Origin of the sequence: Bradyrhizobium sp. LjRoot220, from assembly GCF_964252915.1 — a bacterium.
Classification (GTDB): Bacteria; Pseudomonadota; Alphaproteobacteria; order Rhizobiales; family Xanthobacteraceae; genus Bradyrhizobium.
The window spans coordinates 852,981-865,224 of record NZ_CAXUPS020000001.1 but is presented as its reverse complement, the minus strand read 5'-3'; the positions used below and the strand labels follow the sequence as shown (position 1 = coordinate 865,224).

The window sequence follows — 12,244 nt, the reverse complement described above, 5'->3', positions numbered from 1 at the left end:
TTCCGGGAGCCTGAAATCGTGAACCATTTCGAACAAGCGATGGTAAAATGCGTCTTGCGGAGAACAGGGCAACGTAAAGACTTGTATCACCTGATGCATAAGATTCGTCCGAAGCATTTTACAGCTGGTCAGCTCCACGCTTCGGCCCTCGAACACGGCATCAGGGTGAGCCTTGCGACGGTCTATAACACCATCAAGACATTCGAGCTGGCGGGGCTCGTGCGGAACATAGCCATCCACGACCACTTATCGGTGTATGATACCGAGATTGAACCTCACGCGCACCTGTACAATGAGACAACTGGCGAGATTGAGGACCTGGATCCGGCTTTACTCCAAGAGCTCAGCATCGAGGTGCCCGACGAGTACGAGATATCGGGATTGCATCTCGTATTCAGGCTAAGGGCCATGAAGGTGGCTCAGGCTTGATCGGCCGATGTTTGATAAACATCCTTGAGAGCGCCGCGAATAATCTCCTTCTGCACCTTGCCCATCGCATTGCGTGGCAGCTCGGTCATGAAAACCAGATGCTTTGGAACCTTGAACTTGGCCAGGCGCCCGCGCAAATGGTGCAGGATTGCCTCCGCTCCCAGTAGCGCGCCTTGTTTCGGAACTACCACTGCTACAACACCCTCGCCGAAATCAGGATGAGGAACCCCAACGACGGCGCTTTCCCTGACGCCGGGCAGCGCGTTGATGGCTTCCTCGACTTCCTTGGGATAGACATTGAATCCGCCCGTTATGATCAGGTCCTTTCCGCGACCGACAATCCGGACATAACCTTGCTCGTCAATCCTGCCGAGGTCTCCGGTTACAAAATACCCGTCCGGCTTGAACTCCGCAGCGGTTTTTATAGGATCCCGCCAATACCCGGTGAAGAGACCCGGACTTTTCACTTCGATGGTGCCGATACTGTCTAGGCCGCACTCCCCGCCGGTGCGTTGATCAACAATGCGCAAACTGACACCGGGCAACGGCTGGCCGACGCTACCGGCCAACCGCAAACCATCGCATGGATTGGAGGTGATCATATTTGTTTCGGTCATCCCGTAGCGTTCCAGTATCTGATGTCCCGTACGGAGTTGCCACAAGCGGTGGGTATCCGGCTCGAGTGGGGCTGAGCCGGAGATAAACAATCGCATCTTGCCCGTGAGCTCTCGCGTAAGGCCCTGGTGTTGCAGCAAGCGCACATAGAAAGTTGGAACACCCATCAACATCGTCGCGCGAGACATCAACCGAATGATCTCCCCGCTGTCAAAGTTGGGAAGAAAAATCATGGTGGCTCCGGCCGCAACCATCACGTTGATCGCGACGAATAACCCGTGAGTATGGAAAATGGGGAGAGCGTGCAACAGTCGGTCGCTTGGAGTCACCCGCCAGGATTCCCTTAACGTCAACGCGTTTGACAGCAGGCAGCCGTGAGAAAGCATCGCTCCCTTAGGCCGCCCAGTGGTCCCGGATGTGTACAGGATTGCCGCGAGATCTGTGCTGGTTCGTACGGTGTTGACGAAAGTCTCCTTCTGACACCTAGCCAGGTCAGCAAGCGTTCCATCGCCTGATGCCCCGAGCGTTTCAAGGCTTGCGCCCAACCGTTCGGCCAGAGCCCGTATTTCCGAAGAGCGTTCCGGGGCGCACACAAACATTGCTGGTTCCGCGTCACCGATCACATGATCCAGCTCCGCGGCAGTGTATGCAGTATTCAGGGGAAGAAAGATGGCTCCGACCCGTAAACAGGCGAGATACAGCATCACCGCCTCGGGACTCTTGTTTACCTGGACCGCTACGCGATCGTTGGGCTTGACACCTTTAATGATCAAGGCGTTCGCGAAGCGTGACGATTCTGAGATAGCTTCCCCGTAACAGATGACGCTACCGTCGGCCATTTCGAACAATGGTTTGCTCGCCGCCGTGCCAGTGGCAAAAAGGCCGGAGAAAAGATAAGAGCTCATGAAAATTCCAAGTTCAAGCGAAGGGAAACGAGCCGGGCGGTGAAACCAGGCAGGTCACACTTGCGGAAGCGGCGATGGTGCCCGAACTCGAGAATTCTTCGTGATTTCGCTCGATCTGGTCCGGCTCATAGAGATAGTTGACCATGAGGCCGTGAGACTGTTGCAGTCCCTTTTCGGAGCAGTCTCCAAGGAAATTTATACGCTCCAGTCTGGCACCGTTTCCGAGATGAAAGCGTGCCACCGGGTCCTTCGGACGCCCTTTGTCGTCCTTGGCCGCAAGGAAATAGTAGGCAGCCGCGACAGTCAGTTCGTCGCGAACCATCGACGCCTTCTTCCCATCCAGATGCCATCCAGCCTCGTCCAGTGGGGCCAGGCGCTGAAGCTGATCCGGCCGCAGGACGCCCGTCGTCTTTCCAGAGCGCACCGCTGCCAGCCAGCGGGCAAATCCCACAACCGGTGACAATGTGACAAATCGCTTGACGTTCGGAAGATCTCGCTTGAGATCATCCACTACCTGCTTGATCAGAAAATTTCCGAAACTGACGCCAGCAAGCCCGCGCTGGGTGTTCGAAATCGAATAGAAGACGGCGGTGGTCGCTTTTTCCGGCGCTGTAGGGGCGCGTCCACCCTCCAGGAGCGCCGCAATTGAGGACGGAATATCATCGGTGATAGCTACTTCCACAAAGATGAGCGGATCATCTCCGAGTTGTGGATGAAAGAACGCAAAGCAGCGGCGATCCGCCGGTTCCAGGCGGCCTCTGAGATCATCCCAGTCTTTGATTGCGTGAACCGCTTCGTATCTTATGATCTTGCTGAGAATGTGAGCAGGCGTCGTCCAACTTATTGGTCTCAGGACCAGGAAGCCCCTGTTGAACCACGACGAAAACAGGTGCAGCAAGTCCCGGTCGACGAACTCGAAGTCGAGTGATCTTGCCATGTTGTCGAGTAGATCCTCGCGCATTCGTACAAGCGCGCTCGTCGCGCCTGGTGCGGCGTTCAAACGCCTGAACAATTCCTGCCGTTTTGGCTCCGCAGCGTCATGAAGCTCCATTGCGGCCTTTTGGTCGACATTGCGCACAAAGATGTCGGCAGCCGCTCGAACCCGTTCAAGATCCGGTCCAAACTTTTCCGCAAGGAACGTTAGGAACGACAGGCGCTCCGCCAGCGACCCTCGCGTGTATGAATCGAGCAACGCTTGGGCCAACGCGACACCTGAAGCTTCCCCGCGCCGGGATATCAGCATCTCGGCCAACACTTCCGGTCTGCGCTCGGACGCGCCACGCGGGCGCCTCATCAACTTGAGCCCTCGCTCCGAGACGGTGCGCATCAGATCGGCGAAGAACTGCGAGGTTTGTACGCTTGCCGAAATCATCGTCCTTCCTCATGCCGCAGGAATTCGACCGCGCCTTGCGAACAATTCGGCTTCTAACGAAATTTGACTCATTCCGCAATACAAAATGTATTGCGCAAAGCGTAATGATGATTTAGATCGTGCTTGGACGGCTCGAGGGTCCGTTTTGACCCTGCGTTTCGCCTACAAAGTCAGCCTTCATAGGTCGGCGATGGCCGGCGGGACCTGAGACGTTTCCTCCCGAAACTTGCCGGGATCTCCAACGAGATCTCGGCCTTTTCGCTGAGGTGTGGGCGCTAACACACGACGGGTTTTGGCGTTGCGAGAAATCGTGCTTACCGCCGTACCCGTTCTAGCGGTCTACGCACGACGTCCTCTGAATTCCCGCTGCCGGGCTCGGGCTGAATTGGCGGTGAGACGTGTAATTGCTGCCGAAACAGATCGGGCATACATTCTGCCGGAACCGGTTTGCTAAAGAAGAATCCTTGGATTTCGTCGCAAGCGTGATCTCGCAAGAACGCCTCTTGTTCAGTCGTTTCTACCCCTTCCGCAACGACCGTCATTCCCAAAGCCTTCCCCATGCTAATTATCGCTTGCGCGATCGCCTGGTCTTCGGAGCCCCTTGGAATATCCCGCACAAAGGAACGATCTATTTTGATCGTGTCGATAGGAAACTGCTTCATGAGAGACATCGAAGAATAGCCGGTACCGAAATCATCGATCGCGATACGAATTCCTCGACTTTGAACTTCGTCAAGGAGTTTGACCGCCCGCGGCACGTTCTGCATCACCATGCTTTCGGTGACCTCGAGCTGCAGGAGAGTCGCTGGCATGCCGCTGGATGCGAGCGCATGGTCGATATCCCTCAGCAGGTGCTCATCGGAAAACTGTCGCGGTGAGAGATTTACCGCCATTGACACCGTTTGCAGCCCTGCGCCCTGCCACGCCATGTTTTGTGCACAGGCCTGCTCCAGGACCCATCTACCGATCGGTACGATCAGGCCGGTCTCCTCCGCGAGGGGAATAAATTGCGTCGGCTGCAGCATGCCCAAATCGGGGTGATTCCAGCGCAACAGCGCCTCCACTCCGGTAATCTGGGCCGTCGCCAGATCCACCTTTGGCTGATACTGCAACGAGAACTCGTTACGCTCCAGGGCGTGGCGCAGATTGGTTTCCAGCAGCAGGCGCTCTATCGACTGCGTCTTGATATCCTTCGTAAAGAACCGGAAATCGCTCTTGCCGCCTTCCTTGGCGAGGTACATCGCCATGTCTGCGTGTTTCGTCAACGTCTCGGCATCAGTACCATCAGCCGGAAAGATCGAAATGCCGACGCTCGCGGTTGTGTGGCATTCGTGCCCAGACAGTTGCATGGGCTGGCCGAGAGTTGACAACAAATCGCGAGCGAAGCGTTCGACTTCCTGGCGATCGCTCTGCTCCAGGATAATCATGAACTCATCGCCACCCAGCCGCGCTACAACATCGCTTGCGCGCAGGCTTTGACGCAATCTTTTGGCTATTTCGATCAACAAAGCATCGCCGGCCTCGTGACCCAATGAATCGTTGATAATTTTGAACCTATCGAGGTCGATAAACATCACCGCAAAATGCTGCTGGTACCGTTTGGCGGTCTCGATTGAGTGCTGCAGGAGCTGATTGAACATCGCTCGGTTGGGCAAATTCGTTAGCGCATCATGCGTTGCGAGATACTCGATCCTCTGGTCAGATTTCATTTTCTCTTCTGCGCGGGCAAAGTTATCGAGAGCGAACGAGACGTTATCGGCCAGACGTTTCAGCAGCTCTACGAATTCCGGATTGAACGTGTCTTTGTCGACGGAATGAAATATAAGCACGCCGATGGGTTTGCCGGCGCCCAGCAAAGGTAATGCCGCGGCCGATCTAACGCCCCAGGTCCGGGCTGCATCGTGCCAATGGCTGGTTCGCGCGTCGCTTTGGAAATCGTTACTAATACAGGCTTGTCCCGAGCGTAACGCCATCGCAGCCAAGCTGAACGCTCCGGGACCTCCGGTATTGAGCGCCACTGGAATATTGCGGATTTCGGCATTGGGGCCAGCGGCGGCAACCGTGCGGAGAAATTCACTCCCCTCCTCTACAAGGCTGATCATCGTTGAAGTGAACTTGGCGCCGTTCGCGGCTGCTTCGCAGACGAGCCTGAAAAGCTCCTCGCGTGACGTTGCCCGCATTATTGCTTCGTTGGTCGCACTCAGCGCCGCGAACATGCGTGATAAGCGGTCCTTCTGCTCGTCGGAGCGGGCTTTCTCGTCAGCGCGATCGAAGTTCGCCAAAGCGAATGAGACGTTCTCGGCAAGCCGTTGTAGCAATCTGACAAAGTCGGGCGAGAACGCATTTAATTCGACCGAGTTGAAAAGCAGCACTCCAACCGCTCGATCACCACTAAGCAACGGCAGCGATGTCGACGATCTCACGCCCATGCGACGGGCAATTGGTTGCCATGGTTTGGTACGCTCATCGGCCATGTAATCGTTGCTAATGCATGGCTGGCGCGTACGAAACGCCGACGCCGTTAAGCCCCTTCCTAGAGGCCCCGAATCAAGAGTGGTATATTCCAGTCCTCTCATTTCGTGCGAGCTAGGCCCGGACGCGGCAACGACTTTAACAGACTCACCTCCGGGCTCGGCCAGCGCTATGGTCGTCGAGTTGAACTTTGCACCATGGACGGCCGCCTCGCAGACCATCTCAAATAGTTGCTGCCGTGACTTGGCCCGCATGATGGCTTCGTTTGTTGCGCTGAGCGCCGCGAACATGCGGGTTAAGCGCTCTTCGGCGGTGTTCATCTTCTACCTCGGGCGTCGGCGACCCCTTCAGTGAGTACCCAGGCAACCTAAGTTGCCGTTATGAATCGTGGTAAATGTTGCTTGAATCTCCATGGAGCAACCAGGTTTGGGGATCACCTGCTGAGTCAGTTCCGTAAAACTACTGGAGTGCCAAGTGCGCGGTGAATGCACCGCGAGCGCCCACCCGCTTTTTTGCCAGGGGTCAGCTAGAACGCATCGAAAGACCTTTGAGCACTCCAAAGGCGACAACGCCGCATAGGTTAAGCGGTTTTGGCCGAATTCATCAACGCAAAACGAAACGGCAAGACCATCCGCGCCAGACCGCCCCGGGGGCGCGAACGTTGTCGACCTCATGGACGCGCCGCAAACCGACGCACGGGCCCAGAACCAGTGGCGTCCAATGATGAGGTGCTTCGTGGACGGGAATGTTGCAGTTCGAACTTATTCTGGCTGGTGCCACCTAAGTATTCTTGCCACGCCACTGGGCGACACGTGATCTGAAGACGCCTAACAGCAATGACCAGATACCTATTGGCTTGATTGATGGTTCGTTGATGACCTCGCCTTTGAGCGTTGACTCAAGATTCGAGACGAAGATCGAAGCAAGGCGCTGGATCACGTCTTGAACGAGGCCCGCGCGATTGAATTGGGCGAGGCGTCCGCTAAGGCGCCACGAGAGATTCACCCGGATCAAGCTTCCGGCCCCCTCTCCCGAAAGGACGCGCCATTCCACTTCACCCTCGGCGGTCGATCCGGAGCCGGCGTCTCGACCGCCGCCGCTCAGGCGGCCAACCCGGTTCTCGGCATCGAGCACTACATTGCCATCCCCATTGAAGGCAATTTTCATTGGCCCAAGAGCGACATTCATCCGACCCCGAACGCGGTCATCCTCGAGTTCGGTGATCTCGGCTCCCGGCAAACAGGCAGCGACCTGACGGATATCGGAGAGGCGATCCCAGACGATTTCAGGCGGAAAGCCGACAGCGAGGCGCTGTTCGATCGACGACCACCCTTTGCGCGGTCCCGCCCCTGACGGCGCTGCGGAAACTGCCGAGTGGTTCGCTGGTACGGGTGCTCTCGTGGAGGCATCGACCGGTCGAACAACGACGCCTTCGATCGCTACGATGGGAGCCCGAAGGTCATGCGCGACCCTTCCTCTGCTGACCTCCTCGATCGCGTCCACTATTCCGACATAGCCTGTACAGCGGCATAGATTACCCGACAGCTCTTCACGGATCCGCGCGGCGCCGGTCTCTCCAAGCCTGAGAATGATATCGCGTGCCGTGACCAACATTCCGGGTGTGCAAAAGCCGCATTGCAGCGCGTGATGGCGCGAAAACGCGTCGCGCAGCTGCTCCATCAACGCATCGTCATCGAACCCTTCGATGGTCGTGACGGAACAGCCGTCAGAGTCGCCTGCATAGCTGATGCAGGAGCGCTGAGGTTTCCCGTCAACGACGACGGTGCAGGCACCGCAAACGCCCTGCTCGCACCCCAGGTGAGTGCCAGTCAGGTTGAGTTCTTCGCGCAGCAAATCACACAGTTGCGTGCGCGGCTCGACCGTTGCTGTCACGGGCCGCCCGTTGACGGTTAAACTGATACTAAGCATCGACATTTCAGGCGGCTTCCGCGAGCAATAACTGCTGCAAGCTGCGATGTACGGCGACGGCGAGCTGCTGTCTGTGGCTGGACGCAAGGTGTGGAAGGGCTTCTTCGATTTCCTCGCGTGCATCGCGAGCCGCATACTCAGGGCCCCGGCTGGCTAACGTTTCTGCGCTGCGCGTGAGCAACACCGGACGACCTTCGGTCGAGCCGGCAAGAATTCGGAACAACCCGATTTGGGGATCCTGGATGGCCACTCCAATGGCTTTGGCAAATTCGCCCGTCTTGCGACATACCTTGTAGTAACCCCACCGCGCAGCCACCGACAGGCGCGGCAATTCGACCGCAGCCAGAAGCTCCGTGGTGCCGAGTTCGGAAGTGAACGCGCCAACCAGAAACTGCTCGGCCGGTACACGACGCTCACCGGCCTGTCCGTGAATAACGATCGTGGCATCGATGGCAGCCATGGTTGAGACCCAGTCGGCCGCAGGATCGGCGTGCGCCAGGCTACCTCCGACCGTACCGCGGTTTCTTACCGCCCGATATGCGATGCCACGCGCCACATATCTCAAGAGCCCGCGTGAAAAATCTTCGATCGCGCCGTCTTCGAGCTCCGCATGGGTAAGCGTCGCGCCGATCGAGCATGATCTGGAATCAGCTCGCACGGCTCGCAGTTCAGGGATATGGCGGATGTCGACCAATGTACCGGGACGAGCCAGCCGCAGGTTCAGCATCGGTCCGAGCGATTGACCGCCGGCAAAGATTTTGGCGTTTGCGGCTTCATCCGAAAGCAAGGCGACCGCTTCCGGCAGGCTCCGGGGCCGCACATATTCAAGCGGAGCCGGTTTCATGCGGCGTCGTCCAATTTTGGCCTCACCGCAGCGATGGCGCTGAGGATTCGCTCGGGAGAAGCCGGGATCTGGCTAATCGTGGCACCTAAAGGTGTCATGGCGTCATTGATGGCATTTACCAGCGCTGCTGACGGCGCTATGGCTCCGCCTTCGCCGACGCCCTTGAGGCCGTGTGCGGAATAAGGCGATGGCGTTTCCATGTGCATGATGCGGAAACGCGGCAGTTCGGTCGGTCCCGGCAAGAGATAATCAAGCAACGTCGACGCCAGCGGCTGTCCATTGTCATCGTAGGGACTTTCCTCGAAAAGCGCCGTTCCGACGCCCTGTGCCGCTCCGCCGATGGTCTGTCCGTCGACAATCATCGGGTTGACCATCGTTCCGCAGTCTTCGCAGATGGCATAATCGAGGATTTCGACAAGCCCTGTCTCGGCATCAACGGCGATGTAGGCGGCGTGACTGGCGTAAGAAAATACGCCGGTGTCGACCAGGGGCTTGTAGGCGCCGGTGGCTTCGAGCCCTCCCCTGTCGACGTTGTCGGGAAGCTGGTCCGGCCGCATGTACCAGGCCCTGCCGACGTCCTCATAGGAAACGCTGGCTTCGCCGGCGAATATGCCTCCATCGCGGAAGCCGACGTCTTCGGCACTGACCTGCAGGAGATGCGCGGCAATGCTTTTGATACGTCCGGCGACGATCTCCGCCGCAACCGACACCGCGCCCCCGCTCATCACGATACCGCGGGACGCATAGGCGCCCGTCGAGAAAGGCGTATTGGCGGTATCTCCCAGCGTGACGCGAATGTTTTTCAAGGGAACGCGGGTCTGTTCATGGGCGATCTGAGCGAGGGTGGTTTCCAACCCCTGGCCGATGGTGTGGATGCCGGCTTTGACCTCGAGCGCGCCGTCCGGCGTCAGCTTGACATGGGCCTGATCGAAGCCTGGAACGAGCGGCAGGCCCCACTGCGCAAATACCTTGGTTCCGTGTGCCGATTGCTCGGTATAGGTCGCAAAGCCCACGCCCAGGTATCGCCCCTTCGCGTCGCGTCGGGGCTCTTTGCGGATACGGTCGAAGTCGATCATCCGCTTCACTTCGAGCAGCGAGGCAGGATAGTCGCCGCTGTCATAGAACTTCCTGGTGATGTTGGTGTAAGGCATCGCGGACGCCGCAACGAGGTTCTCGAGACGAACCTCCCAGGCTTCCCGGCCGACCGCCTTCGCGATCGCGTCGATCGTCAGCTCGATCGCGAAACACACCCCCGGACGTGCGACGCCCCGATAAGGCGCAAACGGCGGCTTGTTGGTTGCCACGGAGAACGTACTACAGCGATAGGCTTGAAGATCGTATGGACCAGGCAGGTTACCTCCAGCCTGAGCCGCTTCCAGGCAGGCCGAGAAAGGCCATACGGAATATGCGCCGCAATCAATCGCGATGTCGGCGTCAAGACCAAGAAGTCTGCCGCGTTTGTCGGCATAGGCCTTGATCTTGTATTCGTGTTGGCGCGCATTCGCCCCGGCCGTGAGATGCTCTCGCCGGTCTTCGATCCAGCGAAACGCTCCCTTTTTCTTGTAAGCGAGCCACGCGACCGCAACCTCTTCGGGCATCAGCAAGCACTTGTAGCCGAAACCTCCGCCGACGTCGGGAGGATCCACCCGAATAACGGCCTGCGGAATGCCCAGACATTCAGCCAGCCCGATACGGATCAAATGGGGCACCTGGGTTGAGGTGTGCACGATCAACTGCCCGGCGCGATGGTCCCACCACGCGACGAGGCCCTTGCCTTCCATGGGGTGCATCACTTGACGCGCGGTCGAAAGCTCCAACTCGACGACAAGAGGAGCACTCGCGATGACTTCGTCCATTCCCTGATCGAACGAAGTGCGCAGAAACAAATTGTCCGCCCACTCCTTGTGCAACGGAGTGACCCCCGGCACACGGCCCGCCGCGCAAGTCACGATCGGGTCGAGTTCCTCATACTGGACCTCCACGAGTTCGCAGAGATCTTCCGCGGCAGCGCGATTAGCTGCCACGCACATGGCGATGGCCTCGCCGACGAAGCGAACGCGGTCTGTGGCGAGCGCTGGATAGGCGGAGACCTTGTAGCCGGGGATCGAAGATCGCGTCGTGATCGGCGAAACGCCATCCATATCGTCGTTGAAGAAAACGCAGCCCTCGAATCCGGCCGGCTTCTGACGGTCGCGAATGATCGCATGCGCAACCGGACTTCGGAGGAACGAAACCTCCAGCATTCCGGGTATCCGGATGTCTCCGACAAACCGACCGCGACCACGGAGATGTCGCGCATCTTCCTTGCGGAGAACGCGAGCACCGATGCCCTCACCAGGGCCGGCATTGACCATAACGGACCCTCCCCACTAGCGGCGGCTTGCCTAAAGCGAAACCTTGTTCGCTTCAGGCGCGCCAAACAGTCGCGGCGACGATCGCCGAGAAGGAGAATGCAAGCAAGGCCGCACTTCGCAGTGCCTCCCCCTGCGAACCAGACTTTCCTACCACTTACTCCCGCCGAAGCGGAATGCATCGAGGCGAAATTCCGCGACCTGGAACCACTGGTTGGAATTATTCATGAACTCCTTCCAGTGCTCGTAGACACGCTTGAAATCCGCGCTCTTGGTGGAGAGTTCGTTGAAGGTTTCAACCGATGCCTTGTAACAGGCCTCGATCACAGGCTGCGGAAAGGCGCGCAATTTCGTGCCGCCGGCGATCAGCCGCTTCAGTGCGGCCGGGTTCTTCTGATCGTATTTGGCAAGCATGAGCAGATTCTGCTCATTCGCCGCCGTCTCGTAGGCGTCCTTGTAAAGCTGCGGCAATTCCTTCCATGCCGGGGCGTTAACGAGGCTCGTGATCATCGCACTGCCCTCCCACCAACCCGGCGTATAGTAATAAGGCGCAACCTTGTGGAATCCGAGCTTTTCGTCGTCATGCGGGCCGATCCATTCGGCCGCATCGATCGTGCCGCGCTCGAGCGATGCATAGATATCGCCGGCCGGGATTTGCGTTGGAGCGCTGCCGAGCCGCTGCAACACCACACCGCCAAGGCCGCCGATGCGGATGCGAAGGCCCTTCATGTCTTCCAGCGTATTGATTTCCTTGCGGTACCAGCCGCCCATCTGAACGCCGACATTGCCGCAAGGGAAATTCACCAAATCCTGCTTGGCGAAAATTTCGCGCATCAGCTCCATGCCGCCCCCGTAATAGAGCCAGGAGGCCTGTTGGCGGGCATTTGCCCCAAAGGCCACCCCCGAATCGAAGGCGTAGACCGGGTCCTTGCCGAAATAGAACGATGACAGCGTGTGACCGCATTGGACGGTCTTGTTCGAGACCGCGTCGAACACCTGCACGGCGGGCACAAGCTCGCCGGCGGCAAAGCATTGAATCTCAAACTTGCCTTCGGTGAGCTGTCCAACGCGTTTGCACATCTCATCGGCCGAGCCGTAGATGGTATCGAGGCTTTTCGGCCAGCTCGTCGCCATGCGCCAACGCACCTTGTCGGGCGATTGGGCGATGGCTGGTGCGGCCATCGCGGTCATTGCCAGTCCTGCGGTCGCTGTTTTCAGGAATCTTCGTCGCTGCATCTGAAATCCCCTCCTCAAGTTGCGTACAAGCATCCCTCGATCCAAATTTATGATGGTATACTGATCATTATTTTTTGAACTGTCAAACGGA

General features: G+C 58.1%; 7 protein-coding genes and 1 pseudogene. 1 reads left to right on the top strand and 7 read right to left on the bottom strand.

The genetic code is table 11. The features are described from left to right. Positions 1-18 precede the first annotated feature (18 nt). Positions 19-429, top strand: coding sequence for a Fur family transcriptional regulator (locus tag ACSQ84_RS03505; protein ID WP_436210240.1), 411 nt, complete (start codon positions 19-21; stop codon positions 427-429). Here ACSQ84_RS03505 and ACSQ84_RS03500 read toward each other — a convergent pair. The 7 genes and pseudogenes from ACSQ84_RS03500 to ACSQ84_RS03470 all read right to left on the bottom strand — a co-directional run bounded on the left by ACSQ84_RS03500 (position 420) and on the right by ACSQ84_RS03470 (position 12,153). Continuing rightward, positions 420-1,949 (bottom strand): malonate--CoA ligase, encoded by a 1,530-nt coding sequence (locus ACSQ84_RS03500; RefSeq protein WP_436210239.1) that lies wholly within the window; start codon positions 1,947-1,949, stop codon positions 420-422. The two genes, ACSQ84_RS03505 and ACSQ84_RS03500, sit on opposite strands and share 10 nt — an antisense overlap. Before the next feature lie 13 nt (positions 1,950-1,962). After that, positions 1,963-3,321, bottom strand: a complete 1,359-nt coding sequence (locus tag ACSQ84_RS03495; RefSeq protein WP_436210238.1) for a malonyl-CoA decarboxylase — start codon at positions 3,319-3,321, stop codon at positions 1,963-1,965. Between the two features lie 314 nt (positions 3,322-3,635). Further along, positions 3,636-6,116: pseudogene (locus tag ACSQ84_RS03490) on the bottom strand (bifunctional diguanylate cyclase/phosphodiesterase); the annotation flags it as partial. Between the two features lie 457 nt (positions 6,117-6,573). Beyond that, positions 6,574-7,728: a xanthine dehydrogenase family Fe-S subunit gene (locus ACSQ84_RS03485; RefSeq protein ID WP_436210237.1), complete on the bottom strand. Its 1,155-nt coding sequence runs from the start codon at positions 7,726-7,728 to the stop codon at positions 6,574-6,576. Between the two features lies 1 nt (position 7,729). Then, positions 7,730-8,566 carry an FAD binding domain-containing protein gene (locus ACSQ84_RS03480; RefSeq protein ID WP_436210236.1) on the bottom strand — a complete coding sequence of 279 codons (837 nt, stop codon included), beginning with the start codon at positions 8,564-8,566 and terminating at the stop codon, positions 7,730-7,732. Further along, the gene (locus ACSQ84_RS03475) at positions 8,563-10,920 is read right to left on the bottom strand and encodes a xanthine dehydrogenase family protein molybdopterin-binding subunit (RefSeq protein WP_436210235.1); all 2,358 of its coding nucleotides are present in this window, start codon (positions 10,918-10,920) and stop codon (positions 8,563-8,565) included. Before ACSQ84_RS03475 ends, ACSQ84_RS03480 begins: the two co-directional genes overlap by 4 nt. 147 nt (positions 10,921-11,067) lie before the next feature. Then, on the bottom strand, positions 11,068-12,153 hold the full coding sequence (locus tag ACSQ84_RS03470) for a TRAP transporter substrate-binding protein (protein WP_436210234.1): 1,086 nt from the start codon (positions 12,151-12,153) through the stop codon (positions 11,068-11,070). Between the last annotated feature and the right edge of the window lie 91 nt (positions 12,154-12,244).